31 protein-coding genes are annotated in these 25,161 nt (G+C 54.4%); 13 read left to right on the forward strand and 18 right to left on the reverse strand.

Annotated elements, in window-relative coordinates; translation table 11 throughout:
• Positions 1 to 214: 214 nt before the first annotated feature.
• The 3 genes from AC2FJF_RS22315 to AC2FJF_RS22325 form a co-directional block, all read right to left on the reverse strand.
• Positions 215 to 751 (reverse strand): hypothetical protein, encoded by a 537-nt coding sequence (locus AC2FJF_RS22315; protein WP_282121162.1) that lies wholly within the window; start codon positions 749 to 751, stop codon positions 215 to 217.
• Positions 752 to 928: 177 nt separating this feature from the next.
• Positions 929 to 2,788: a ParB/RepB/Spo0J family partition protein gene (locus AC2FJF_RS22320; protein ID WP_282121163.1), complete on the reverse strand. Its 1,860-nt coding sequence runs from the start codon at positions 2,786 to 2,788 to the stop codon at positions 929 to 931.
• 219 nt (positions 2,789 to 3,007) lie between these two features.
• Positions 3,008 to 3,430, reverse strand: a complete 423-nt coding sequence (locus AC2FJF_RS22325; protein WP_282121164.1) for a DUF3768 domain-containing protein — start codon at positions 3,428 to 3,430, stop codon at positions 3,008 to 3,010.
• 228 nt (positions 3,431 to 3,658) lie between these two features.
• Here AC2FJF_RS22325 and AC2FJF_RS22330 point away from each other — a divergent pair, with 228 nt between their 5' ends.
• Entirely contained in the window at positions 3,659 to 3,880 is a 222-nt protein-coding gene (locus tag AC2FJF_RS22330; RefSeq protein ID WP_185956720.1) for a hypothetical protein, read from the forward strand.
• Positions 3,881 to 3,940: 60 nt separating this feature from the next.
• Here AC2FJF_RS22330 and AC2FJF_RS22335 read toward each other — a convergent pair whose 3' ends face one another.
• Positions 3,941 to 4,192 carry a WGR domain-containing protein gene (locus AC2FJF_RS22335; protein WP_142638756.1) on the reverse strand — a complete coding sequence of 84 codons (252 nt, stop codon included), beginning with the start codon at positions 4,190 to 4,192 and terminating at the stop codon, positions 3,941 to 3,943.
• 147 nt (positions 4,193 to 4,339) lie between these two features.
• Between AC2FJF_RS22335 and AC2FJF_RS22340 the strand changes: the two genes are divergently transcribed.
• On the forward strand, positions 4,340 to 5,017 hold the full coding sequence (locus tag AC2FJF_RS22340) for an ankyrin repeat domain-containing protein (RefSeq protein ID WP_142638754.1): 678 nt from the start codon (positions 4,340 to 4,342) through the stop codon (positions 5,015 to 5,017).
• Between the two features lie 137 nt (positions 5,018 to 5,154).
• Positions 5,155 to 5,664 carry a nucleoside deaminase gene (locus tag AC2FJF_RS22345; RefSeq protein ID WP_142638752.1) on the forward strand — a complete coding sequence of 170 codons (510 nt, stop codon included), beginning with the start codon at positions 5,155 to 5,157 and terminating at the stop codon, positions 5,662 to 5,664.
• A 174-nt stretch (positions 5,665 to 5,838) separates the two neighbouring features.
• Here AC2FJF_RS22345 and AC2FJF_RS22350 read toward each other — a convergent pair whose 3' ends face one another.
• Both AC2FJF_RS22350 and AC2FJF_RS22355 read right to left on the reverse strand, forming a co-directional pair.
• The gene (locus tag AC2FJF_RS22350; protein WP_282121166.1) at positions 5,839 to 6,057 is read right to left on the reverse strand and encodes a GDCCVxC domain-containing (seleno)protein; all 219 of its coding nucleotides are present in this window, start codon (positions 6,055 to 6,057) and stop codon (positions 5,839 to 5,841) included.
• Positions 6,058 to 6,061: 4 nt separating this feature from the next.
• Positions 6,062 to 6,385 (reverse strand): hypothetical protein, encoded by a 324-nt coding sequence (locus AC2FJF_RS22355; protein WP_282121167.1) that lies wholly within the window; start codon positions 6,383 to 6,385, stop codon positions 6,062 to 6,064.
• A gap of 99 nt (positions 6,386 to 6,484) precedes the next feature.
• On the opposite strand from AC2FJF_RS22355, the gene AC2FJF_RS22360 reads away from it, so the two are divergent.
• From AC2FJF_RS22360 to AC2FJF_RS22370, 3 genes are all read left to right on the forward strand, one after another.
• Entirely contained in the window at positions 6,485 to 6,883 is a 399-nt protein-coding gene (locus AC2FJF_RS22360) for a MerR family transcriptional regulator (RefSeq protein ID WP_282121168.1), read from the forward strand.
• Between the two features lie 181 nt (positions 6,884 to 7,064).
• Positions 7,065 to 8,390, forward strand: a complete 1,326-nt coding sequence (locus tag AC2FJF_RS22365; RefSeq protein WP_299641065.1) for a sensor histidine kinase — start codon at positions 7,065 to 7,067, stop codon at positions 8,388 to 8,390.
• Positions 8,387 to 9,034, forward strand: a complete 648-nt coding sequence (locus tag AC2FJF_RS22370; protein WP_282121170.1) for a response regulator — start codon at positions 8,387 to 8,389, stop codon at positions 9,032 to 9,034. The genes AC2FJF_RS22365 and AC2FJF_RS22370 overlap by 4 nt, the downstream gene beginning before the upstream one ends.
• Positions 9,035 to 9,109: 75 nt before the next feature.
• Here AC2FJF_RS22370 and AC2FJF_RS22375 read toward each other — a convergent pair whose 3' ends face one another.
• The 4 genes from AC2FJF_RS22375 to AC2FJF_RS22390 all read right to left on the reverse strand — a co-directional run bounded on the left by AC2FJF_RS22375 (position 9,110) and on the right by AC2FJF_RS22390 (position 12,559).
• Positions 9,110 to 9,964 (reverse strand): hypothetical protein, encoded by an 855-nt coding sequence (locus AC2FJF_RS22375; protein ID WP_282121171.1) that lies wholly within the window; start codon positions 9,962 to 9,964, stop codon positions 9,110 to 9,112.
• A 159-nt stretch (positions 9,965 to 10,123) separates the two neighbouring features.
• A complete protein-coding gene (locus tag AC2FJF_RS22380; protein ID WP_282121172.1) occupies positions 10,124 to 11,005 on the reverse strand; it encodes a cation diffusion facilitator family transporter in 882 nt (293 codons plus the stop codon).
• 164 nt (positions 11,006 to 11,169) lie between these two features.
• A complete protein-coding gene (locus AC2FJF_RS22385; RefSeq protein ID WP_432653458.1) occupies positions 11,170 to 12,078 on the reverse strand; it encodes a c-type cytochrome in 909 nt (302 codons plus the stop codon).
• Positions 12,079 to 12,091: 13 nt separating this feature from the next.
• On the reverse strand, positions 12,092 to 12,559 hold the full coding sequence (locus tag AC2FJF_RS22390) for a c-type cytochrome (protein WP_282121174.1): 468 nt from the start codon (positions 12,557 to 12,559) through the stop codon (positions 12,092 to 12,094).
• Positions 12,560 to 12,645: 86 nt separating this feature from the next.
• Here AC2FJF_RS22390 and AC2FJF_RS22395 point away from each other — a divergent pair, with 86 nt between their 5' ends.
• Entirely contained in the window at positions 12,646 to 13,491 is an 846-nt protein-coding gene (locus tag AC2FJF_RS22395) for a LysR family transcriptional regulator (protein ID WP_282121175.1), read from the forward strand.
• Positions 13,492 to 13,798: 307 nt separating this feature from the next.
• Here the strand turns inward: AC2FJF_RS22395 and AC2FJF_RS22400 are convergent, their stop codons facing one another.
• The 6 genes from AC2FJF_RS22400 to AC2FJF_RS22425 form a co-directional block, all read right to left on the reverse strand.
• Positions 13,799 to 14,080, reverse strand: coding sequence for a type II toxin-antitoxin system RelE/ParE family toxin (locus tag AC2FJF_RS22400; RefSeq protein ID WP_170592490.1), 282 nt, complete (start codon positions 14,078 to 14,080; stop codon positions 13,799 to 13,801).
• On the reverse strand, positions 14,077 to 14,433 hold the full coding sequence (locus AC2FJF_RS22405) for a CopG family ribbon-helix-helix protein (RefSeq protein ID WP_282121176.1): 357 nt from the start codon (positions 14,431 to 14,433) through the stop codon (positions 14,077 to 14,079). The genes AC2FJF_RS22400 and AC2FJF_RS22405 overlap by 4 nt, the downstream gene beginning before the upstream one ends.
• A gap of 69 nt (positions 14,434 to 14,502) precedes the next feature.
• The gene (locus AC2FJF_RS22410) at positions 14,503 to 15,552 is read right to left on the reverse strand and encodes a helix-turn-helix domain-containing protein (RefSeq protein WP_282121177.1); all 1,050 of its coding nucleotides are present in this window, start codon (positions 15,550 to 15,552) and stop codon (positions 14,503 to 14,505) included.
• A 206-nt stretch (positions 15,553 to 15,758) separates the two neighbouring features.
• Positions 15,759 to 16,733: a plasmid partitioning protein RepB gene (gene repB / locus AC2FJF_RS22415; RefSeq protein ID WP_282121178.1), complete on the reverse strand. Its 975-nt coding sequence runs from the start codon at positions 16,731 to 16,733 to the stop codon at positions 15,759 to 15,761.
• A 1-nt stretch (position 16,734) separates the two neighbouring features.
• Positions 16,735 to 17,916 (reverse strand): plasmid partitioning protein RepA, encoded by a 1,182-nt coding sequence (gene repA, locus AC2FJF_RS22420; RefSeq protein ID WP_282121179.1) that lies wholly within the window; start codon positions 17,914 to 17,916, stop codon positions 16,735 to 16,737.
• A 741-nt stretch (positions 17,917 to 18,657) separates the two neighbouring features.
• The gene (locus tag AC2FJF_RS22425; protein ID WP_496727247.1) at positions 18,658 to 18,810 is read right to left on the reverse strand and encodes a hypothetical protein; all 153 of its coding nucleotides are present in this window, start codon (positions 18,808 to 18,810) and stop codon (positions 18,658 to 18,660) included.
• Between the two features lie 444 nt (positions 18,811 to 19,254).
• Between AC2FJF_RS22425 and AC2FJF_RS22430 the strand changes: the two genes are divergently transcribed.
• Together AC2FJF_RS22430 and AC2FJF_RS22435 are read left to right on the forward strand one after the other, a co-directional pair.
• Entirely contained in the window at positions 19,255 to 19,512 is a 258-nt protein-coding gene (locus AC2FJF_RS22430; RefSeq protein WP_282121181.1) for a type II toxin-antitoxin system ParD family antitoxin, read from the forward strand.
• On the forward strand, positions 19,509 to 19,853 hold the full coding sequence (locus AC2FJF_RS22435; RefSeq protein ID WP_282121182.1) for a type II toxin-antitoxin system RelE/ParE family toxin: 345 nt from the start codon (positions 19,509 to 19,511) through the stop codon (positions 19,851 to 19,853). Before AC2FJF_RS22430 ends, AC2FJF_RS22435 begins: the two co-directional genes overlap by 4 nt.
• Before the next feature lie 56 nt (positions 19,854 to 19,909).
• Here AC2FJF_RS22435 and AC2FJF_RS22440 read toward each other — a convergent pair whose 3' ends face one another.
• Complete coding sequence (locus AC2FJF_RS22440; protein WP_282121183.1) at positions 19,910 to 20,965, reverse strand: tyrosine-type recombinase/integrase; 1,056 nt, start codon at positions 20,963 to 20,965, stop codon at positions 19,910 to 19,912.
• A gap of 343 nt (positions 20,966 to 21,308) precedes the next feature.
• Complete coding sequence (locus tag AC2FJF_RS22445; RefSeq protein ID WP_496727248.1) at positions 21,309 to 22,019, reverse strand: IS6 family transposase; 711 nt, start codon at positions 22,017 to 22,019, stop codon at positions 21,309 to 21,311.
• Positions 22,020 to 22,146: 127 nt separating this feature from the next.
• Here AC2FJF_RS22445 and AC2FJF_RS22450 point away from each other — a divergent pair, with 127 nt between their 5' ends.
• The 4 genes from AC2FJF_RS22450 to AC2FJF_RS22465 all read left to right on the forward strand — a co-directional run bounded on the left by AC2FJF_RS22450 (position 22,147) and on the right by AC2FJF_RS22465 (position 25,026).
• Positions 22,147 to 22,692 (forward strand): c-type cytochrome, encoded by a 546-nt coding sequence (locus AC2FJF_RS22450; RefSeq protein WP_496727249.1) that lies wholly within the window; start codon positions 22,147 to 22,149, stop codon positions 22,690 to 22,692.
• 105 nt (positions 22,693 to 22,797) lie between these two features.
• Complete coding sequence (locus AC2FJF_RS22455; RefSeq protein ID WP_496727250.1) at positions 22,798 to 23,568, forward strand: transglutaminase-like domain-containing protein; 771 nt, start codon at positions 22,798 to 22,800, stop codon at positions 23,566 to 23,568.
• Positions 23,558 to 24,478 carry a cation diffusion facilitator family transporter gene (locus AC2FJF_RS22460; protein ID WP_496727251.1) on the forward strand — a complete coding sequence of 307 codons (921 nt, stop codon included), beginning with the start codon at positions 23,558 to 23,560 and terminating at the stop codon, positions 24,476 to 24,478. The genes AC2FJF_RS22455 and AC2FJF_RS22460 overlap by 11 nt, the downstream gene beginning before the upstream one ends.
• Positions 24,475 to 25,026, forward strand: a complete 552-nt coding sequence (locus AC2FJF_RS22465; RefSeq protein WP_496727252.1) for a methyltransferase family protein — start codon at positions 24,475 to 24,477, stop codon at positions 25,024 to 25,026. Before AC2FJF_RS22460 ends, AC2FJF_RS22465 begins: the two co-directional genes overlap by 4 nt.
• Positions 25,027 to 25,161 lie beyond the last annotated feature (135 nt).

The following is a 25,161-nucleotide window of genomic DNA, read 5'->3' on the forward strand; positions in this document are numbered from 1 at the left end:
CTCCAACACATCTACGCTGAGGCAGACGCATCGATACGAACGCGCGACATTGGCTAGGTTGGCGACAACAGTCAACATGGGTTTGGAACGGCATATGGAAGGAATAGAGGCGACTTCGGCAAGCCTCTGCCGACAATCTTTCCCGCAAGAAAGAGGCCCACCGAAGCGGGCCACAAGTTTAACCGAAGGAAAGTCTCGAGGTATTGAAACCAGGCTAACGCTTGCGCGCGCGATCGACAACACCGTCGGCTGATATCGTAGCGATCCTATCCTCGGTGCGGCGGGTCATTTCCACCCCGTCACCCGTCATATGCGCCTCGGCAAACTCGGTGAACTTGAAGATACTGCCATCGGCTTCAACATGGGTTTCATCTTCCGCCGAGCGGCGTATGACCGACCCGTCATGTCGGATTTCGATGATCGTGTTGTCGGCCATGCGGACCGTCACAGAATGCTCATCCACGGCGACACCCTGCCACCACATTTCCGCATCGCGGCGCACAACAATACGGTTCGGATGCAGCTTGATCTGCACGTCCTGTGCCGCCTCTGGATCAGCCGCTTTCACAACAACGATGGCCTCTTGCGCGCTGGGGTCACCATGGATCGACGCGCTCCCGTTTTTCGGCGGCCAGAGCTTTGGCTGTTCGCGCGGTTTGCCCTTCTGATCCGTATGAAACCCGACAAACATCTGCGCGGATTTCCAGACACGGCGAGCGGCTTTTTCGAGCTTGTTCGAAGTGGTGTCCATGGGTCTATCCAAATCCGTTTTGATCAAGTGATCGCTTTTGAGAATGAGCCGGGTGACCGACCTCTGTTAGCTATGCGCGACGGGGTGTTCACGCAATGCCACTTTGAGTTTTCCTCATTGAGGATGACACAGCCAGAGATTGATAGGCAGGGCGCTGTGCGCCCTGCCCCATTGGGTTCAGAAGCAATCCGGCACCCAAGCGTCGATGTTCGCTTTCTGTGCCTCTGACACACCCAATGCCACCTGATGTTCTGCATCGTTGAACAGCTTGTGCATCGCCTCGTTCTTCGCGCCTTTCTTGGATTTCGCAAAGGCTTTGAACATATCCGTGTCGCCATGCAGGTCCAGCAGGTCCTTGTAGAGATCATCCAGTTGCCAGCCTTTCAGCCGTTTGAAGCAGTTCTCAGCAGAGGGGGTCCAGATCGCGCGCATGCCGGCACCAATCTCAGCCTCGATCTCGCCCATGAACTCCGGGCGTTGGGTCAGGAACCGCCGGGCCAGAAAAGCTGTGATCTCTCCATTGCGGGTCTTCTTGCCCAGATCGCGAAACGCTTTGAACGCCTCTACGTTGCCTTGTGCGGCCATTTCGTGGAACTGATCATAGGCTGCCTCTGCTGCCGCATCCCGCTCCCCGCCAAGACGCGGGTCGAGGATGAACTGGTCGTCGATTTCCGGCGTATTCCGTTCAGCGCCGCCAAAGCCAAACAAGGTGCTGGTCAGACCGGAGGCCGGGGTGGTGAAGAACGCAAACAGGCTCAGCACATAGTCAGGCTTGTCCAGCAAAGCCGTTTGAACCGCCGCCAGCCGGATCGCCACCATGTCGTCGATGAACTTCTGCGAATAGGCAGGTTTTGGTTTCTCTTTGGCCTCGGACTCTTTGACCGGGGCCAGAATACCGGCCTCAATGGCGGCCTGGAGATGTTCCGCCGCGACATAGGCCGAGGATGTTTTGATCTCGCCAGTGTTGCCGACATAGACAAACACACCGGACAGCATGCGCTGATCGTCGGAGTAAAACGGCGCGGCATAGTCTTCGAGCGCTGCAAGCTCCTTTTCGCCATCTTCATCCAGAGCCTCAGCCTCATAGAGTTCGGCCAGTTCGTCATACCGCTCGGCCTGTTCTTCGGTGAAGTCCCGGCTCACCATCTCCAGACGGTGCATGCCTTCACTTCCCGAGAACCGATAGGGAATGTAGCTTTCGTCATGGGTGTCCACCCAGTCCCAGCCTTCCGCTTCGCGCAGCTTTTCTGCTTCTGTCGCCAGTTTCTCAGCAAAGAGACGGTCCAGTAGCTCACCTTCATTGAACAGGGTCTCATCGGCAAAGAGATCGGTGGTGACCGTGCCGCCGGCTTCAACATAAGCCTCCTGCCCGACAAACACAGCCTTGCGGTTGGTGCTGCTGACAGCCTCAGAGGTCAGGGCCTGTTTGACATCATGCTCACTAAACCACCGACACTCTTTGGCCTGTTCCAGCACCTCCAGAATTTTCTCTTCCTCGGTGCTGACTGTCATGGCCTTGGCCAGCCCCATGCTGATCTCATCGGCTTTGAGCGCGTCCAATACGGCGGCAGGCAGACCGGCCAATGCGAGGCGGCGGCGCACATGGGCTTCGGTCACGCCGAACGCGTTGCTGATCTTGGCAACAGACAGGGATTTCTCCGCCATCTTGCCATAGGCGCGGACCTCGTCCACCGGGTCCAGTTCTTCGCGGGCAGTATTCTCTGCATTGGCCCATTGCTCGGCCACAAACGGATTGTCTGTGATCTTCACGGGAACCTGTGCCAGATCGGCCCGCTCGGTCACAGCGATGGTCAAAGCCCGCAGGCGGCGACCACCAGCGACGATGGCAACTTTGCCATCTGCGTCGCGCAGACCGCTGAGGTTCTGGATCAGGCCGCACATGACAAGACTGTCGGCCAACAAGGCAATGCCTTCTTCGGCAACCTCCTGTCGCGGGTTGATGTCCGACAGGTACAGATCAGACAGAGCGACGGTTTCGATGGTTTCCGGTGCGGTGAATGTTTCGAGTTTGCTCATGGGGCAAATCCTTGTTTGAGTGTTTTGCTTTGTGTTAAGGGTGCCCTACCCCTCGTGGGGGTAGAGCGAGGCCGCTTAAACGGCTGCGTTTTGGATCAGGAAGCGGCGTCCGATGTCGAAGTCATCGCCCTTCCTGATTAGCGCCCACGCTTCTGCGATACGCTGCTGCAAGATTTCATTGCTCATGGTGTTCACCTCCTTTCTGGTTTGGGATTGGGATCAGTATTCGCTGGGGCACATGATGGTCAGGACGCGACGCGTCACTGCGGGGTCAAACGGGCGGTCGGAGCCGTATGTGTAATCCGCGTCGTAAAGATCGATTTTCCAGAACAGCTTTTGGCCGCTGACGATCACCGTCCCGAATGTGTGATCACCATAAGGGTCATTGCCTTCATCGAACTGGTCATCCGACGCCACCGCCTTCAAAGCTGCGGTCTGGAACTCCATCCCTTCGCCTGACACGCCGGGTGTGACGAGAACTTGACCCTGAATGCCGTTGGAGTGCATCTCAATCGCTGTAGTCGGATCGATCAGGGCTTTCCGAAACAGGTCATTCTGGACCGCAATCTCTGCCGCCTGAAGGCTGGTGTCATTTTCGATGTCATTTGTCGTCTCAAGGTTCAAAACCGTCTCTCCTCTCATGGTGTGACCTCCGGGGCTGATCCCCTTTGGTGCTGGTTTTGAGCCGAGCCCTGAAAGGGCGTCGTCTCTAAAACCTGCCCCGTGGCGAACGCGGAGAGGGGCGAGACAGGACAAATCGACAAGAGTGGTGCGGCCCGCAGCGCAACGCGCGAGGACACGGTCTTGTCTATTTGTCTTGTCCGAGGGGGGAGGCCGCGCCTTCCCCCTGACGTCGGGGGGGCGTTTGGCTTGCCCAAATCCCGCCTGACCAACAAAAAAGAAGCCAAAGGATCTTTGATCCTGCGGGAGCGCAAAAGGGATCGTCACCCGAACGGGCAGATCACCACGGCATGGACCGACCATGACCCAAAGCCCCTGCCCGGCTCGCAAGAGACGGTTCAGGGGCTACTGGGACAGGGAGATCATTCTGGGGTGTTCTGGGTGGAAGCCGGCATGCCGACTGAAACCTAGAGCCCGGTCACGAGCCAGCTGGCTCGGGATTTGCCAAGGGACAAAGGCCGCAGCCCGAAATCACTCACCGACCGGAACATACCCTCGTCGGAGCTTTTGCTTTTCAAGGTTATGAAGCGCTTCACTAGCTTGGGCTGCGTCTTCGTACGTCACCAACATGGCTTGCCCGTTTGTGCCGATACGTCCCCAGGTACGAAGAACAGAAACTTCGCCAAACAACGTCGGCTGCAACTCTATTCCATAGAACCGCGCCATGTTAACGTCGGGGTCCACATGGATCAGGTGGACAGGTGTCGTTGCTGTCAGTTCCATGACGCGATTGTCGGTCAATTCAGCCCTTCTGTCCAATGACATTGCGAAATCAATTCCCGGGAAAGGACCCTGATCCTGAACGGAAAATGACATCGAATGCATCCGCTACTACTATAGCTGACCAATATGTAGGTAATAGGATCTGCCATGTTTCGTTTTCTACTATTTGCTTTCGTGATGGGTCTTGCCGCCAACGCGGGTGCGGCGCAGACACCGCCTTCGGCTGATGAGGTCGCGCAATACGACGGTCTCTTCGCAGCCGCTCACACCGGCAACGAAGAAATGATCCGGCAACTCGTTGCGGCAGGGGCAAACGTCAACGCGCGGGACTCGTGGGGTCGCACACCAGCCCATGTGGCCGCGTTTGCTTCAGAGGACGAGGCATTGAGTGCACTGGCTGAGGCTGGCGCCGACATGAATGCACTTGAAGATCAGGCCTACGACGTGGTCACGATTGCGGCCGTTGCAAATGATCCGGAACTGATGACGCTCGCCATTGAGCTCGGCAACGATCCCGGCCTCACGACCAGCCCTTATGACGGAACCGCTCTTATCGCGGCCGCGCATCTCGGTCATGTCGAGATTGTCAGACGGCTGATCGCCGCCGGCGCGCCTCTGGACCATGTGAACAATCTTCATTGGACAGCCGTTATCGAAGCCGTTGTGCTTGGCGACGGCGGCCCGGATCATCTTGCGGTTCTGGATGCCTTATTGGCTGCGGGTGCTGACAGATCGCTTGCCGATCGTAACGGAATTACCCCACTCGAACACGCCGAACTTCGCGGATTTTCCGAGATGGCAGAGCGGCTGAGAACAGAGGATTGAGGCCTGTCCGGCAGGCGGAAGCGGTGAGTTTCACCGGACAGGCACCGATGGCAGCTTGGATATGACCGACCTCGGGTCAAGGTCTCGGCGTGGTAGAGTGGCGACAAAGATGAAGACATCCCAAGGACAACGGCAAAATGAACAAGATCGGAAAAAGTAAACAGGTCGGCTACAGCGCGCTTGTTTGCGCGAGGCGCAGCTTTCTTGCTGCATCAGGCTTTGGCGCGCTGACGGTCGGCTTGAGTGGCTCTGTCCTGGGCCAAACTTCTTCGGGTGCGGACGACGCTATACCTCAGCCAAGTGATCCCAAAGATGCCTCATTCATGGAGCGCGCCTTCGAGATGCGTCAGTATGCGATTGACCATGGAGATCAAGGGTATGGCGCAGTTGTGGTGCGCGACAATGTCATTATTGGCCAGTCATGGAGCAGGGTCATCTTGGATCAAGACCCCACGGCCCACGCTGAAATGGCCGCGATCAGGGATGCCGCGCGACGCCTTAATCACCGAGATTTGACCGGATCGGTCATGTACTCATCCTCCCGACCATGTCCCATGTGTGAAGCCGCGGCATACTGGGCTGGAGTCCGCCTGATGTTCTACGGCCGGAAAATCACGAGCGCAAGTTCCCCGAAGCTTTGCAGTTAGTATGGTTCTCAGCCATCAGCAACGTTTCATTTTGCATTCGCCTCCCACGGTGGGAAGTCCGGCCCATATCAGTCGTTCAAGAACCCTGTGCCGAACGGCCGGTTTGGCCCGAAATATTCGATCTTGTACTCTTTCGGCATTGCCCGCAGTCAAAGAAACCAACCCACAGAAAAGCTATCCACAACAGCCGTCCCCTAACTGGATAGGAGGACACGGAACGGTAGCGTAGGAGCAAAAAACACAGCAATCGCCTTCTAAAGGCTTCAAGACTGCCCTGCACGACTTGCAATCATAATACCACTGGCACGCTTCGGTTGGCATTTTCTCGGTTTCAATGTGCCCGCACTCAGGGCAAGTCAAAGTGCTATCCAGCACCACAGTTTGTTTTGTCATTGTCTCACATCTGCATGATTAGATAATCGTTGATTTGAGCCTCATTGAACACGATGACCCATGCCAGCGCGGTGATCGCTGAGCTTCCAACAAGCCACCATTTCAGATTTGCCATCGTCCCGTTTCGATGCGCTACGATCCATGAAACCGCGACCAGCGCTGTTGAGATGGCGAGAACATAGTAGCTTGCCGCCGCTATTCTTCCGAATACCGCCAACCAACTGCCACCCAAGCCTAACAACATCATGGCCATTGGAAGAACACAGCATGCCGCCACCCCCAGAGCGGAAACCGATCCCAGGTAGCTGAATGTCACATACTTCTTCATCTCTCGCTCCTTGGGTAGGCGATTTGATTGTGTTGAGGCACCGGCATTCAGAGCGTATAACTCCTGTAGTTACTACAGGATCAAGAGGGGACACTTCACATGATTGCGATAGGTGAGGCTTCCCGGCAATCCGGGGTCGGAGTAGAAACCATCCGCTATTACGAACGCGAAGGTATCGTACCAAGACCCGCACGAGCTCTGAACAATCGTCGCCTCTATTCCGCAAACGATGTGGGTAGACTTCGGTTTTTGAAGAAATGCCGCGACCTGGGGTTTCCTCTATCTGACGCAAAGGCGCTTTTGGAGCTGTCAGAAGGAAGTGCGGAAGACTGCCGGTCAGTGAAAGAATTGGCCGAGGCACACATTGCCAGCGTTCGAAGCAAGATTGATGAGCTCAGACGCCTGGAGCACGCCTTGAGTGAGCTTACGGCCAATTGTGATAGCGGAAACGTTCAATGCCCGATGCTGCAAAGACTGAGAACGATGGACAATATCTGACTCTGGCCGCTGGGCGGAATCAAAGGGTCTGAGATTTAGCCAGATCGCGTCAGACCAAGGTCTGTGGTGCGGTAACAGATTGTAGTTCATAGTCGATTTCACGATGAGAGCGAAAGTAGCTGACCTGATGATTGGCAATTGGTCGTTGTCGCGAGTCTTCCTTGCGACCAGCATCGTTGTGATGGGCACCGCGACCGCAATAGTCGGGGTCTGGGTGTCAAATCGAATTCAGAACGCCGTCGTGCAAAACTCCGCCAATTCCGCAGCGCTGTATATGGAAAGCGTAGTATCCCCGCTCAGCCAGGAATTGGCACATGGCGACCATCTTTCTGAGCAGGCAAGCCGAGCGCTGGACGAGATTTTCATGACCCAGCCAATGCGTGACCGCATCGTCTCCTACAAATTCTGGAAGCAAGGCGGTGTGATTGCGCATGCCTCGGATACAGACATCATTGGAAACCGTTTCAATCCAACTGATGACTTAAGGCGGGCGTGGAGCGGTGATATCTCCGGCTCTTTCGAAGAGCTCGATCATGCCGAGAGCGCCGCCGAGGCGGCATTGGGGATACCACTACTTGAAGTTTACAGCCCCATCCGCGAACTCTGGTCCGGCGAAATCATCGCAGTTGCGGAGTTCTACGAAAGAGCTGATCAGCTTGAGTTAGACTTAGCCAAGGCCAGGCGAACAAGTTGGTTGGTCGTCGGTTCCGCATTTCTCGCAAGTACTATTGTTCTGTATTCCATCGTCGCAATTGGTGACAAAACAATTCGACGACAAGGGGCTCTTCTTAAACAGCGCCTGACAGAAAGTGAGAGGATGGCCGAGCAGAATGCCCGGCTGCGCTCGCGTGTCGTCGAGGCGTCAGAAAGATATGCCACGCAAACAGATCGGTTCCTCAAGAAGCTTGGTGCTGAGCTACATGATGGTCCTGCGCAATACCTGTCCCTCGCCGCTCTTAGACTGGAGGCGGCGTTTTCCAAAGAGTCCGAAAGGCCTAAAGAGGCAGAGGAAATTCAGCAGTCTTTGCAAAAATCTCTGGCTGAAATTCGTGCAATTTCGCGAGGGCTGTCCGCGCCGGATATCGACAACCTGGCGCTCGTCGATGTCGTGAAGAGAGCCGTAGAGGATCACGCTGAACACAGCCCGTTGCGACCGGATATATCATTCCTGGGTAGTCAGGCCCCAGAGTTGTCATTGTCCGACAAGCTGTGCGTTTTTCGGTTCCTTCAGGAGACGCTTTCCAATGCCGCGAGATATGCTCCAGCTTCCAAGTGCACTGTTATCTCTGAGGCGCAGAGCGACTGCATAGTTGTGAAGGTCACAGACGACGGACCTGGATTTGACAGGTCAGAAGAAACCGCTTTGCGAGATGATGGTGGCCAGGGACTTATGGGCTTGCGAGATCGGGTCGAGAGTATTGGTGGCAGGTTCGAAGTCGCATCGAGACCGGGTGAAGGCACCACCATTGCTATGACACTGTTTTCCAGAAAAATGAGTGCATCATGACAACATCTGTCATCATAGCCGATGATCATCCGATTTTCAGGGATGGATTGCAACGCACGTTGGATGAAACTGATGGTTTTGAAGTTTTAGCTGCTGGGTCCAGCGCTGAAGAAGCAGTATCGCTGGTCGGCACGCATCAGCCGGACATAGCTATTCTTGACCTCTCTATGCCCGGTGGCGGGATAAGCGCGACACGTGAAATTGCGGCAATGGAAAATCCACCCGTCATTGCAATCTTGACGGTCTCAGAGAACAGCAGCGATGTCGCGGACGCCTTGGAGGCGGGCGCGATTGGGTACATTGTGAAGGGAGTAACCGCGAGCGAACTAACCGCTTCCTTACGCAGCATCGCCGCAGGTGAAGGGTTCGTTTCTCCTGGCTTGGCCTCGCGAGTATTGCTGCAAATCAATGCTGACAGTGGCATGTCTATTAACAGCAGCATTCTCGATGACCTTACGCATCGTGAGGAAGAAATACTGAGACGTGTGGCCAAAGGACTGAGTAACCGTGAAATCGCTGACGAGTTAGACCTTCAGGAAAAAACCGTGAAGCACTACATGACGGCAATCCTGTCCAAGCTTCATGCGCGCAATCGGGTAGAGGCCGCGCTTATCGCACATGATGTTTGGAACAAGGGAGATTAACCGCGGTCTCTTTGACGACGATGGCGGCTCCTCACTAAGAGAAGCCGCCAACGGATCATCGACTAGAGTTCCTGTTCAGTTGGCAACCGACTGTAACCTCCGGCGATCAGAGGCCGTTGCGTTTCTTTCAACAACAGTCCGGTTGTACGGGTCTTTCAGCTCGTAGCGCCCAAACTCGATCTCCTCTTTCCAACCATTGGCATAGTTCACTTCGATATTGTTGCCCTGGCGTTCGATTTTCGTGGGTCGACTTCCAGCAGTGCCGCCTTGCCCAGAAGAGCGCACGTTGTCGATTGAGATACCATTCGACAAAGACCGAAGCCTTGAAACGTCAGCACCAGTCGCGGGGCGCTCCTCAACAGTTCGATTCTGAGCATTTTTCCTCTCATACCGCCCGTTTTCGATCTCCTCCTTGGTTCCGTCGGCGTAACGCACCTCAATGCCGCTGGCGTTTGTCTCGACCTTTGTTATCCCAGCCGAACCCGACGGCTTGCCCCCTGCTTGAGACCGGTCCTTCTTTCCGCTGCCTCTATTGGAGCGTTTCGAGTCATCATCGTCATCGTCACCGTCATCATCGTCGCGACCACTTTTGCCTGATCCCGAATTGTCGTCACGATCATCATCTCGGTCGTCGTCGCGATCATCGTCTCTATCGTCATCACGATCATCGTCCCGGTCACCACCACGGCCGCTATTGCCCGACCCCGAGTTGTCGTCGCGGTCATCATCTCTGTCGTCGTCACGATCATCATCCCGATCATCGTCGCGACCATCCCCGTCTTTTCCCTTGCCGCTCTTGGCAAAGGCATAGGACGGTTCAAAATGTAGGCGACCATCGGCATCGAACACTGGCACATAAGGTGTCGCCGCGATCAACGAAGCCAACGCCGCAGTACTAAGAAGTTGGCCCAGTTTTCTTTGAATTTTCATTTTCGCCTCCATTTCTGAGCGTCACGCTTCGTGACGTTGGAGACAGGTTACTTCTGGTTCGGCTTTTCCACATCGGGCTTAGGTCTGACGAATTTCAAGCCGAACGTCTTAGTCAGATCAGTCAAACCAATAGAGTTTTTGTTGAGCCATGTGACCAGTTTAGTGGGAACTGACCCCGTCACCCTTCAACTCGTCATCGGGTTCGAGGTGAATGACAAAGACGGAACCCGGATACAAACGATCCAATTCTTCCTCGATGTCATTGCATATATCATGCGCCGCGCTGACTGGCATTGTGCCGTCCACAACAAGGTGAAACTCCACGAAGATGACATTTGCGGACCTGCGCCCTTTGAGGTCGTGGTATTCTAAGGCTGCGCCGAGGTTTGCTTCGATTGCTTTAGAAACGGTCTGCAAGTCATGCTCCGACAGTGTCACATCCATCAGACCATCGACTGAAGCCCGAATAACTTTCCATCCCTCCCACAAGATGTTCAGAGCAACAAGAATTGCCAGGATCGGGTCGAGGATCAACCAGCCGGTGACAAGCGCCAGTATCAGACCTGCGATGACACCAACTGAGGTCATGACATCTGTGAAAATGTGCCGGGAGCTTGCCTCCAATGCAGGCGAACCCTCGCGCCTGCCGATTTTGAGCAATAGGTAAGCCCATGCGCCATTCACACCAGTTGCAATGACATTGACGACGATTCCAAGAAGTGGCGCATCCTCAAGATGCGGGTTCGGGAGTGCCAGCACAGCTTCTCTGATGATCAAGAACGCCGCCAGCACAATCAGTACGCCCTCGGCGACAGCGGAAAGATACTCGGCTTTTTTGTGACCAAAGGGGTGGTTTTCGTCAGGGGGTATATTGGCAATCCGAACCGCAAAATACGCCAGCAGCGCCGCAACGACATTTACAGTTGATTCCATTGCGTCCGACAACAACGCCACCGAGCCCGTCAGCCACCAGGCCAGCAGTTTCAGGGCCAGTACCGCAATGGATATTGGAATGGACCAAAGAGCGATTTTTTGTGTCATTTGGCCACAACCCTCAATCAATCATGAACAGAAACTCGGGTTAATGCTGAGTTCCGACGTTCAAAACGTAAAACAGGTGGTTGGTGAAAAGGGAATAGGCCCTGTGGCTTCCTACCGGCGACCTACGACAGCATCTGGCCCCCTTGCATGGCGCCAAACGACTGTTACTCTGATGCAAGCACGGCCGACGAAACAGGAACCGCCTTGAGATATGCTGCAATCGCCAAACGGTCCTCATCCGTAAGGCGAGACGTGTTCTCGATGACCTCCACCATCTCACCACCTGCACTGTCATAGTCTGGCGTGAAACCAGATTTCAGGTATTCGCCAATGTCTGCCTCAGACCATTCAAGCTGGTCTGAGGTCAGGCCGGGGATACGACCTTTCCCGTTTGGATTTGGTGCACCTGTCAGCCAAAGGTCTCGTTTCAAACCACCTAGACTATTTCGCGGGGTATGGCATTCAGCGCAGTGACCCAGCGCCTCGACCAAATACCTGCCAAGTCTTTGTTGGTCGGTCAGATCACCTTCGACCACCCATTCTGGCGTCATGAACAATAGCTTCCATCCGCCCAGTCCGCGTCGAACGTTGAAAGGGAAACCAACCTCATGCGCTTTGCTTTCTGCCGTGACCGCAGGAAGGGTGCTCAGGAAGGCATGGAGCGATACAACGTCATCGGTCGTCATGTGGGCGTAAGACGTATAAGGAAACGCAGGAAAATAGTGTTGCCCTTCGGGCCCGGTTCCATGGATTAGGGCATTGGCCAGATCCAATACAGACCAGGACCCGATGCCAACCTCGGGGTCACTGGATATGTTCGGGGCAATGAACGTGCCGAAATCCGTCTCGAACCTACGACCACCGGAGAGCATGAGCTTGTCCTCTCCAATCGCGCCCTGCGCTGAATGACAGGATGCGCATCCTGCGGCGTGGAACACGATTTCACCTCTGGCGAGATCTGGGTTCAGATCGTCGAGTTGAGACTGATCCATTCTTTGTGGTCGGGTCAGCACCAAACCAGCCAACCCAACTAAAAGTGCAACGAAAGCGGCGAAAAGGAAAAACCGCTTCACAACTATCTACCAATTAGTCTTTCGGTGCTCTGTACGCTTTGTGACATGCCGAACAGCTTCCACCCAGATCGCCCATCGCAGCTTTCAGGGCATCAACATCTTGTCCGGCTGCAGCCTGCATCGCAACAGCTGCCTCTGCCATGGCTTGCCCTTTCGCACCAACGTCAGGGAAGTTTTCCCAGATCGCAGGCAGCGCTCGGGTGGACGGATCGGATACATTGTCGGATCCCGCGGGCCACATCGCGGATTGGTCGATCTGCGTTAGTACAACAAGGTTGTTTGCAGCCCGTGTTGCGGCCTCGGCATCATAATCCACCTCACCTTTGGCCATGCCGCCAAGTGTACCAAGATTGAAGGCATAGAGTTGCATGATTGAGGTTCGAGCTTTCACAGCCGGGTTTTCGCTTTCGTGGGCGATGGCTGTGCCAATTGCAGCCACCGATAATATACCGGCCGCAAAGATCGAAATTTTCTGCATCATGGTGTGTCTCCCTGTTCAATACTCCGAATGTTACCTTGAACGAATTTACTTGTAATTGTTTGTTATTGGTCGTCACCTGTTAATTTATGAACAATGAAAACTGGGATGATATTCGGTACGCGTTAGCAGTAAGCAAATACGGTTCGTTGAACGCGGCGGCGGCGGCTCTGGGCGTTACGCATGCCACAGTCTTGCGCAGAGTGGCCGCATTCGAAGAGCGCCATGGTTGCCGGATTTTTCAGAAAAACCCGTCAGGATATTCCGTTCTCCCCGAAGCCAGTGCGGTCTTTTCGGCCATGGAAAGCGTTGAAGAAGCGGTGCTGTCGGTTGAGCGGGCAGTTGTCGGAGCAAATCGGTCTCCTATGGGTCAGGTACGCATTACATCTACCGACAGTCTTTGCCGGATTGTTCTACCTCCAATACTATATGAGATCTCACAGCTTTACCCCGGCCTGAAGCTGACTTTGCTAAGCGGAAATAGTCACCATGATCTATCCCGGTTGAGCGCAGACATCGCCGTGCGGCCATCGATAAAGCTCGGGGAGGGGCTGATTGGGCAGCGTGCCGGAACACTGTCGTTCGGCGTCTTTGACGACGGCTCTCCCAATAGCAAATGGATGAGGCTTGATGGGGCGTTAAGCCGTTCACTTCCTGCCAAATGGCTGGAAACGAATGTCAGTGCTGACGAAATGACCAACGGGGCAGACAGTTTTTTGGTGCTACAGGAGATGGCCGCTGCAGGAGTCGGAAAAACGTTTTTACCCACGTTTTTGGGCGACGCGGATTCCCGGCTTCGAAAGTCGCACGACGTGACCCCAGAAATTGAGGTTCCGCTCTGGGTCGCGACGCTGGAGGAAATAGCGAACACTCCCAGATTTGCTATCGTTCAACGAGCGTTGGTTGAACGCTTAGCCATTGTTCTTGCTGGATGACGTTGTTTTAGAAAACAGTCGCGAGCACTCGGGTTGCGCTCTCAGCAGATACACGACATAGCGGCTTTTATACCCACATCCAAACGAACGAGCTTTCAGCACGAATGCCGATTTGGGCAGTGGAGCAGTCACTACGAGGACCGAGGTTTCTGGCGCTTATCGCGCGGAGCAGACCTTGGCGTATACCGCAGCGAATGACCGCTTCCCGCCCTCTGTGCAGAATCTAGCGATCTAACAGCAAAGTAGGTTCGGTTGCTTGCCCGCCCCTACCCTGCCCGCCTGATGCCACCAATTTAAACTCCTGGTTTCAGTAATCCGCACCCTGCCTGGTATCCCAGAGACGAAGAATCTCTATCTGAGTAGGCATTACACGATAGATTAGCGTGAATGGGGTTCGGGGTACTGAAAGCTCCCGTATGTCTTGCCGTGTGTCACTTGGGTGACCAGCATAAGGGTTGGCTGCAAGAGTAAGCTGAATGGCTTTGAGCTGAGCTCGTGCCCTTTCGCTGCCTTCAGGAAAAACTGACGTGTAGTAGTAACGGAACCACTGAATGTCCCTGGCCGTATCTTCGAGAAATACAATCTTCATTGGCTGTTGGATTGCCCGCTTGCTACCGGAGCCGAAAGTTCATTCTCGGTATCCCAGCTGTCTATCCAGGCATTCATTTCGTCTGCCGTGATGAACTTGCCTTGGTCTGCTTTTTCAACAGCCGCATCAATGGCTGCACGTTTAGCGGCTTTGGATTCTAACATCATTCTAATTGCCCGTACGGCGAGTTGTGCAGGCGGTCGGTCTTCGATCGCAGCTTCCCGTTCCAGGGTCTTTCTCAGGTCTTCATCGAGACGGATTGAATATGGGCTGGTACTCATCGCAATCACCTGTTTCCGTGTTGTAGTACAATGTAATACATCTGAATGAAATTCACAATAGACCGATGGCATGTACCGCACCTGTTGTTCTGAACTCATGAGCGTGAGGAGAAATCATGGGTGCGGCCTTCACTTCTGCGGTTATTTTGAATTTTGCGTCAACAATGCGGTTGGTTGTATGTCTCCTTGATCGATTTTTGAAATCAGTGAGATCAAATAGGCTTGATGGGATTTTATGTTCTCCGCTCGTTGGAAAATATATCCGAGCACTAAGAAACGGAGAGCTGGGCCATATGTCGATTTCATAGCATACCAGGTCTGACCAAATCTTAGGTACTCGGCGATATCGTCCATAAGTCGGTCACAATGTGCCTGATCCCGGGCAAAGCGAAGTTCCGAGCACAAACGTGGAAAGCTGCGCTCCATTTGATCTGGAGAAACTTGAATCTGAGAATATTCTTCTTTCTTAACTATTGGATTCAAAGAGTCCTCTTTGTGCCCCTCAATTTCATTGTCACTGTCCCTCAAATTATCTGAATCTGTCCGTTTTATCTCAGAGATTTCCACAGAGATTTCAGCCAGCAGTTCGCTGAGTACATTTGCATCTGGTTTGCGACGCAGAGCATTGCGTGCGGTGACCATCAAATCTGAGATTGTGGCGTCGTTTGCCACGAGCTCTCTGAGACGCGCCAGAGCTGTAGAAACCTTGTCGCGGAGCACCGTGAACTCCAGAACTCGATCAGCATGCCTCTGGGCTTCCTCGATGAACTCAGCGTGCCGTTCAGACAAAGGCATCAGGGACAGTCCAGTTGCTGCGACCACCCTGCCCTGTCGATCCCGGCGTGCCCAACGTTTTCCGTTGGCGCTCATGACGCGGCGGATAAGCCCAAGCTCAACCAGCGCCGAGATATGGCGTTCAACGGTCTGTACACTGACGTGAGTTCGTTTGGCGATCGCAGCGTTGGAGGCAAAACAAACATGGTGATCATCCTGGTCTGGTGAAATCTGATCTCCAATCACAAAGGAAATCATCGCTCTCAGGACGTTGAGGGAAGTGGATTTAAGCCCAAGCGGTTCTCTGGCTTCCTCGACGGCTCGAAGAAGCAACCATTTTTTAGGCGTACTACCCCCCTGCCCTGCCGTTCCCAACAAGGTTGCTCCGTTTGGAGCCAATGCTGTTACTGTTTTCATAATTTTATGTCAGCAGACAAAGAAAACCTATTCACCCAGAGGCGTTTTTTGTTGTCTCGTGATTCGCGGGCTGTTAGGGTTTAGGTGTCAAATCTATAACCACTAGTTGGTTTTCAGCCCTCGGAGCCTTAGGTTTCGGGGGTTTCTTCTTTGCTTTCCTCCTCTTTGCTCGTTGCCTCATGTAGAGTTAACAATTGTTAACTCGCTTACTCCTCGGCGTTTTCTTTGAAGCGCTCGTAGGATTCCTGAATTAACTGAGCAAGGTTTTCCGTAAGCCAACGTGAGTAGGCTTCATTCTCCCCTGCTCTTTTGATCGTCATATTCACCGCTGAATTGCTGGTCTTGATAACAACGTCGGGTGCCGGTCGGTTTTCTTGTGCTTCTTTTTTTCGAGCCAGGCTGCCTAAAAGCCCATTTAACCGATCGTCTGAACTACCTGGGTTGAGTGTCTCCAAGAGCTTCATAGCCTTGTCCGCTGTTATCACCTTTTTTCGTAACGCATCGGCGAGTGCCGTCCATTTGGGCCGTCCGGATTTCGGTGCTGGGCCAATCATATCGCCAAGATCTTCGGGAATATCGTTTGTAATTCGCTCCAATTGCGACAGCGTGTTTTTAGAAATTGCCAGCGCCGTGATCGCTTCCGAACGGTCATATCCTTGGTTCAGAATCTCTCGAGCAAACCGGGCTCTCTCGTAGTAGCTGAGGTCAACACGAGAAGAGTTCTCTAAACCTTTTGCCTGAAGCGCCTCTTTGTCATCGAGAGTCCGTACAAGCGCGCGTACAGGCTGATTTAGATGCTGACAGGCCAGGATACGGCGGCGGCCGTAAATAACTTCGAAGTGGCCGTCCACTTCCTCAGACGGACGCAAGAGGACAGGAACCTGTTGGCCTCCTGCGTCTTTGATGCTTTCGGCCAGCTCCAGAACAGCTGCATCGACGTTGGGCTCGGCTTTTGAGTTAACAGGTGTTAACTCCACTCCAAGCCTGTCCTTCGGACCCCAAGGCAATATGAGCGAGGTATCAATTTCTTGGATTCCGCCGGCGCCAACACGGACGGAGGCTATGGTGCCTCGTGGAAGCGCGGCATTGGCACGCTCGGTTTTCGTAGGCGGAATGGGAGGGTTTCCGGCTGCCGCCGCTATTGCTGCAGCCATGCTGGTTTTGTTTTGTTTAAGTGCCATTTCAACGGCCCCACGCGGTTTGAATCATGTTTGAGACTTCGTGCCCGACGGCATCCATGCTCGATCGGGCGCGGTCATAGGTAGACCGTGTCATTTCTGATCGAACAACTTCGTACATTGTCATTTTCAGCATCGCGGCATCGGCAATCGCCGTGCTTCGCAGCGCAGTTGCTCCGATTACTCGATCCTGAAACAGCGCCCGCATAAGGCTTACAATTTGCTGTGATGGGGTATCCGAGGGGTCGTCCCGTGTTATGAGGAACCGGAAATTGTCATGGACAATCGGAATCCCGGAGTTCTCAAACTCTTCCAGGTATGCCGAAGTCATCTCAAGAAACTGCTGGGTGGAGGCCACGTCCAACATGCTCGGTGTCAGCGGTACGATCACAGATGTTGCGGCAAACAATCCTGCCAGCGTCAAGAAACCCAAAGAAGGCGGGCTATCGATAATGATTACATCATAGTTTGCTTCGACTTCTTCGATTGCGCTGGCAAGACGATTATAGAAGGGAACGCCTTTGCGGGCGTAGACAGCGGTTTCCGTTTCAAACTCTGACAGGATCAACTGGGCGGGGGAAAGATCCAAGCCAGGGAAGTAAGTGGTCCGGACGCACTCTGACATCGGGACCGAGTCCTCGTAGCGCAGAGCATCATAGATCGAATTCCCCTCAAACTCGATTTCTGGCTGAATTCCACAGAATCCGGTCAAGCTGCCTTGTGGGTCAAGGTCGATAGCCAGAACGCGATAACCTTGAAGTGCAAGATAGTGGCAAAGGTGAATGGCTGAGGTGGATTTCGCACTACCACCCTTGAAGTTCATGAGTTGAACAACCTGAAGCTGGTCGGCATCGCGACGACCGGGAAGGTACTTTCCGGGCTTTCTGGAACTTCCTTCAAGGATCTGGCGCATTGCTTTGATTTCGGCTCCGGAATAAAAGCGACGTCCGTTCTTGTTGAACTCCGGCTCTGGAAGAGAGCCCTCAGCATGGCCCTTTCGCAAGAACTGTCCGGTTGTGCCAAACAGGTCGGCAACCTCTGTCGCGCTGAAGAGTCGGAGGGTCTTTGACAACTCAGGAGAATACGCCTGAGTTAAGTGGGTCGTCAGTGCAACTTGTAGACGATCAGAGATTTCACGTGTAACGTGAGACTGCGTCGTCGCAGCAATTGGTGTGGTTTGTAACATAGTTGCAGATTTCCTGCTCTTTTTTGTTTGGTTGCGCAACTTGAGTACATTTAGGCACTCGTATTCCGATTCATGTCAAGAGAAAAATCAATAACTTGTGGGTCGTTGCGAAGCCTGCACAAGCGTCCCGAAGTTAACAGCTGTTAACTCACGTCTCCATTGGGTGCTTAAGAGGCGCTTTGAGGTTGCATGCTTGCGGCAAAAGTTCGCCTTCGGAATTCGAGATTAGAGGGTTGCCAGACGCCGGCCACTTTGTCTTTTCAGCCAAGCGAAATCCTGCCAGAAATACTGCAATGCGCTCACGTTTTGCTCAAGTTGCAGATGATTAAATCAGATTAGTATTGAGCCCCACTCCACTAAAAAGCCCAATTGGTGGTTATTCTTGAAAAGTGCTGACAAGCTCATTGTTTTGCCAGGGCAGGGCGGTGTTCTAGTAGCTGACTTTCTGTGTCCGCTAATTTGATGGTGTAGTTAATACTCTTCCAGTGCTGGTCTTTGGAGCAACTGCCCTGTGAACCAAGGTATACTGAAGTTGCTTATCAATTGGACCGATGTTGGTTTCATTCCAATAGATCGGTTGCCGGATTGTCGGCGATATCGTCGTCGTCACCGCATTTCTGGGCCAGTGCGATAGGTGCAAGTCGGTCTTGATCGGTGTGCCTCCTGCGGGGCTTGAGTAAGGAAACCCGAACGCAGCCCCTACGGTGAGGCATAATCCTACGGTAGTCCTGTTAGCTTCAGTCAGTGTTTGTCGATCTGGTCGATGGCGTCCGGGTTGAGGCGGCGTTTCCGTATCCGGCCAGATTTCGAGACCGAGTGAAACATGGGGCTGTCCTCGGCGTGACCCACTTCGATCCAACACGCCAGCGGCCTCGCTGCGCGACCCTTGCGCACTAACCGTGGAGCCTCGCGTTTTGGGGTGGTCTCAACTACCTGCGGCGACACCTAAGTTAGGTCATTCTCGTTGAATTTCTTCAGCGACACTCCCGCCTCCAAAATAAGGCGCGCCGAACACCGAACGCTGCCATCTAACTGAGTTCAGTCCGGTAATAGGATCGTCCGGTCAGGGGAGTCCCGGCGCGAACCTTGGCTGGTGACCATCTGATGTTCGAGAATATCAAGGGTGATCAGATAGGCGTTCGGGGCAATGAGGTCGGCCCAGTGTTTGGAATGTGCGAAAGTGGAGGGGTGATGGTTTACCCAGCCACGACAGTGGGCACTCAACTGCTCCGTTAGGCCGGCAATAAGAACAGCTTGACTAATTTGCCGCGTGTGGAATTCCCAACTGTTGAACCAACCTCCTCTTTGGCATATATTGCCAATCAGGAGGCTTATGCCATGGTAACCCGCAATGTGGTACTTACAGAATCGCAGGATCAACTAGTGCAGAATCTGGTTGCGTCCGGTCGTTATCAGAACGCCAGTGAAGCGCTGCGTGCCGGGCTTCGGCTTCTAGAACGGGAAGAAGCGGGACTGGTGTCTCTCAAACAAGGCCTGCAGGAGGGTGTGACGCAGGCTCAGACTGGAGATCTGGCAGAAGGCAGCGGTTCGGATGCGATCCGTCGTGCCTTTGCAAGGGCACGTTCCAAAGCGTGACCAGACCCTTTCGACTGACACGCCGTGCTGAATCCAGCCTGGTGGAAATTGCCCGATGGACAATTGACAAGTTCGGACCGCATCAGGCCGATCTTTATGAACAAGAATTGATAGCGCGATGTCAGGCCATCACGGAGGGCAGGGTGGCCAGCCGTAGCTGTTCATTATTGGTCGAGGAGGCGGCTGATCTCAGATACGTACAGGCAGGAGAGCATTTCCTCGTCTACCTGGACCAGCCGGATAGTGTGATCATAGTCGATATCTTGCATTCCCGTTGTAATTTGCCACGACATGTTTCCGGGCTGGTCACTTTGATGGATGCGGCAGGGAAAAAGACATAGGCACTGCAGTCAGAGTTTCCCTCAGGCTGAGATTTCTTTGAATAATCAGTAAGTGATCACCCCAACAGGTCGGTTGCCGGGTTTTCTGCGACGTCCACATCATCATAATATTTCTGCGCCTGCGCCATGGAGCGGTGCAGGGACAGGCGCATGGCGGCCTGGATCGGGGCACCGTCCAAAGCGGCCTGGGTCAAGAAACCCGAGCGCAACCCGTGGGGCGAGGCAAAATCCTCCGGCAGTCCCGCCAGTGCCAGCCGGTGTTTGACGATCTGGTAGATCGAATCCGGGCTGAGACGACGCTTCAACACATTGTCAGCCTTGGAGACAGGGCGGAACAGCGGCCCGTTCGTGACTTGTCCGACCTCGATCCAATGCACCAATGCTTGCGCGGCGCGACCCTTCAGCACCAGCCGTGGGGTTTCACCTTTCCGGGTGGTCTTGGTCTCCAGCAGTGAGAGCCAGACCACGCCGGTCTTGTCGAATTCCTTGAGAGAGACATCCTCACGCATCAGCCCGGTGATCTCCGACCGCCTGCGCCCACCGCTGGCCCAGCCGAGCATCAGGATTGCCCGGTCGCGGCAATCGCGCCGCGACCCCCGGCAGGTGGCCAACAGTTGCTCCAGAACCTCACGGGTGATCGGGTGCTGCGACTTCGGGGCAGGGGGACGGGCGGCGGCGCGGCGGGCCTTGGCGCGGGCCTGTTTCACCTGTGGTGCGCTAAAGGGGCTGGCGAGGTTCTTCATCCGGTGAAAGGCCAGCCAGGAGGCGATGCGCCGGTCCAGCGTCGAAGGGGCCGGGCAGGCCAGCGATTTGCGCAGGCCTTGCGCAATGAGCGCTTCTGCGGTTTCGCGCGCCACATCCGTTTCTGGTGCATCATTCAGATCACGGGCGTGATCAAGGATGAAGGCGAGGGCGGTAGGCTCGCTCTCCGGCCAGTCCAACACCGCGCCAAAGCGCGCTGTTTTCCAGGCGGTGATGTAGAGCAGGTCGCGCTCATAAGCCCGCAGCGTATTGGCCGGCGTGCCGCGGACATAGAGATCCGTGAGCGCGTCCTGATCTTCCTTTGAAAGGGCAGGGGGAGCGTCGGGCAGGTATGGGGCAGGGGCTGTCATGGGGCGCATTTTGCATCGCTTCGCGGCAAATTTCAATCATACGTAATAAGGGGAACTTATCGAATGTAATAAGGGTTTGGTGATATGACAAATGTAGCGATCAAAAACGTCGGTTTTTGCGTACAAAGCGGGTAGGGATATTGCACTGCCGTGAAAATCAAGGCTGTGCCGCTAACTTTTGGATCGACCAGAGTCACCTCTTGCCGGACACACTTATCCTGCGATCTCAGCTAACGCCCGAAAGCCCGAGGTGGCAGCGCTGGAGAATTGCTGTTTCCGGATCATGTTGGCGGGTATTGCCAAGTTGTTGACGTGGGCTTGTGTGGTATTGGTAATGGTAGGTTCAGGCCGCCATTTCCGCGGTGTAATCGTCCCAGAGGTTGAATGCGTCCGAGCGAGCTTGGCGGTATGATTTTGCGGTGAGTTGATATCGGCGGGGACGGAAGATCAGGTTGATTTGGTCATGGGCAGACAGAAATCTCTGAGCCTGTAGATGAGACTTAAACTTGCCGAATAGCTTCTCTCTTTTGCGGGTCGGTCGGTGGGACACTTCGATCGCGTTATTGAGACCTTTGTGGGCACGATGGTCAGCGTCCGGTGCCAGTACTTTGATTGGTTTGATATAGCTGCGCAGTTTGTCTGTGATGACGACTCTGGGTTCGCCGAATTTGGCAACCAACCCTTTGAAAAACCGCTTTGCAGCTTTGGCGTTTCGGCGAGTTTGCACGAGAATGTCGAGCGTGTCCACGTTTGCGGCGATCGCGCGCCACAACCAGTGCTTCTTGCCTCGGATAATGATCACGACTTCGTCCACGTGCCACTTGTCGTTTGGCTGTGGACGATCCCGCCTGATGCAATCTGCAAAATGTCGACCAAAGCGATTGACGCACAACCGAACTGTTTCCCGGCTGACGATCACGCCCCGCGCAGCCAACAGATCCTCGACGTCAGCGGTGCTCAACGCAAAGCGATGGTAAGCCCAAACCGCGTAAGCAATGATCTCACGAGGAAAGCGAAAGCCCTTCAGGCGCGGCATAATCGTTGGCATGTTCATAAGCGCGATTTATCCGGGTCACTCAGCATGAACAACTTGGCAATACCGTTGATCTGTATCAATGACGTAGATCAGTTTCGGTGTCAGTTTTGTCGAGAGGAATTACCAACCATAGGAGCGACCCGCCATGAAGCAGAGAACATTTCTTAGTCTCGCCGTAGTCGCGGCAATTAGTGTCGGGTCAATTGGCGCATTGGCCCAACAGAATAATGGCGGCTGGTGGGGGCACGGTCGGATGAGTTCCGGCCAAATGGGGTCCGATCACATGCAAGGTTGGGGTTGGGGCAACATGGGGCCCGGACAACAAATGCGCATGCAGCGGCATTGGACGTACATGAACGAAGGGGTTCCCACAGCCTATCGCGGTGCCCGCAGTACGGTGCGGGGCACGGCACAGATCATCGCGGACGGTAAGGCGCTCTATTCGAATTCCTGTGCAAGTTGCCATGGCGCAAAAGGCCTCGGAGATGGTGAGGCCGGACGCTCTTTGGTTCCGTCCCCGGCTCTTCTGCAAAGATTCGTGCAAATGCCTATGGCGGGAGACGAGTACCTTCTCTGGGCGATCTTCGAAGGCGGTGAGCGTTTTGGAACTGATATGCCAGCTTTTGAAGAAGTACTAAGCGAAGACGACGTCTGGAAAATAATTGCATACATGCGCGCGGGTTTTCCGTAGGGCACTGCCTGACATTGACGCTGGATTAGCTAGCAAATTTGGTACTTGAAGCTACAGTAACTATAGCAATTACAACTCTCCTAAATCGAATCAAGGAGAGTGCCGATGACAATCGCTGAACCGTTACTTGCACCAACCCCAATCCTGAACTTCGACCATCCGTCAATTGCACGACTGGTCAAGGATAGAGCTTGGAACACCCCGTCGACACATGATCGGATCGGGGCTGTCTACGATTTCGTGCGCAATGAAATTGCCTTTGGGTACAACCGCTCAGACGACATCTCTGCCACCGATGTGCTCGCTGACGGTTTTGGTCAATGCAACACCAAAGGCACGCTTCTCATGGCGTTGTTGCGCGCGGTCGGCGTACGCTGCCGTCTTCACGGCTTCACTATTCACAAGGCGCTGCAACGCGGTGTCGTTCCGGAACTGGTCTATCCCATCGCACCCGAGGAAATCATCCATTCCTGGGTTGAGGTGGAGACAGAGTCGGGTTGGGTGAACCTCGAAGGGTTTATCCTTGACGCTGCGTTCCTGACGGCTCTGCAATCCTCTTTCTCCGGGACACCCAGTCTTTGCGGATACGGGGCAGGGACAGATTGCCTGCAGGCTCCACCTGTGGAGTGGACGGGTGGCGACACCTACATCCAAGAGACAGGCATTGTTCAGGATTTCGGGACCTTCGCGACGCCCGACGACTTTTACGCAAAACATCAGCAGTCGTTCAGCTTCGTAAAGGGCCTGTTGTACCGCCATATCATCCGCCATTGGATGAACGCCCGCGTGCGCCGGATCAGATCAGGTAGCGTGCCGCAGCTTCCTAGCGTGGCATTGCCTAATCATAAGCACGAGGAATCACGTCATGCCTCATGATCAGGGTCACGCGCATATTGACCCGGCGTCCGGAGATCGCCGTGTTTCCATTGCGATCTGGGCTAACGCACTTCTGACGGTTGCGCAGATCGTCGGTGGGATCCTGTCCGGCAGCCTCGCGCTTATTGCGGATGCGCTGCACAATTTCTCGGACATGGCATCCTTAGTGATCGCCTTTGCTGCGCGAAAGATCGCCAGACGCCCCGCCGACGAACGCATGACCTTCGGCTATGGCCGGATCGAAGTCGTCGCTGCATTGATCAATTACACCACCCTCATCCTCGTCGGCGTTTATCTGATTTACGAAGGCGGGATGCGGCTCATCGAACCGACCGAGGTGGCCGGTTGGACCGTGGTGATCCTGGGCTCAGTGGCGCTGGTCGTCGACACATTGACCGCCGTGCTAACCTACTCGATGCAAAAAAGCAGCGTGAACATCCGCGCTCTCTTCCTGCACAACCTGTCGGACGCATTGGCCTCTGTTGCTGTGATTATCGGCGGCTCCCTCATCCTGCTCTATGACATGTGGTGGGTCGATCCTGCGATCACGATCGGTATCGCGCTTTACATCCTCTATCTCGCTCTGACTGAAATCGGCCGCCCTATCCGCATCCTGATGCTCGGTAGCCCGCCCGACGTCGACAATGGCGCGGTTGTCGCTGCAATCAGGGACGTCGACGGAGTCCATGACGTTCACCACGTTCATCTTTGGCAGATGCAGGAGAATGAAGCGGCGCTGGATTGCCATGTCGTGACCGCTGATGGCGCATCCGGTGAAGGGATCAAAGCTGCCGTAAAGGCGCGCCTAGCCGAGGAGTTCGGCATCCGGCATTCCACGCTTGAATTGGAAGATCTTAAGAATGCGCACAATGGCGCGCGACTCTATGGGCATGAAGAGGCCGGACCATGATGGAATCGACGCTTCTCTTTCTCGGTCTGGGGCTTGCAGCAGCGACACTGGCTTCGATCCTTTGGTCAATCGCCGTTCCAGAGCGTCGCATCTGGCCACCTAAGCGCTACACAGCTTTCACACCCGTTCTGGTTTGGGTGCCGACCTTCTCCTTATTCGGCATCCTCATTTTACTTGGCGTCTGGGGGTGGGGCGATCTGGCAGTTCCAGGATGGCTGCGTTTCGGGATTGGGATACCCCTCATCGTGATAGGCAATATTGTCGTCTGGTCCGAAGTTGCCCATTTCGGGGTGCCGCAAACCGGCGGCGCGAAAGGCACGCTGAGGACCGCTGGCATGTATCGCTACTCACGCAACCCTCAATACGTGGCCGATATTGCCATTGTCGGTGGTTGGATGATCCTTACATCTTCACCTTCGGTGCTCATTGTAGGACTAGCAGCAATCCTTGTTTTGATAGCCGCACCCTTCGCAGAGGAGCCGTGGCTGAAGAAACAGTACGGTTCTGAGTTTGAGGACTATGCGGCTAGGGTGAGGAGATTTCTTTGACTCAATATCTAATCGTGCTGAAGCCAACGTTCACAACGGTGCAGCAATGCCAATGATAGGTATTGCCAAGTTGTTGACGTGGGCTTGTGTGGTATTGGTAATGGTAGGTTCAGGCCGCCATTTCCGCGGTGTAAT

It is taken from the genome of Ruegeria sp. CDSB013 (genome assembly GCF_059611165.1).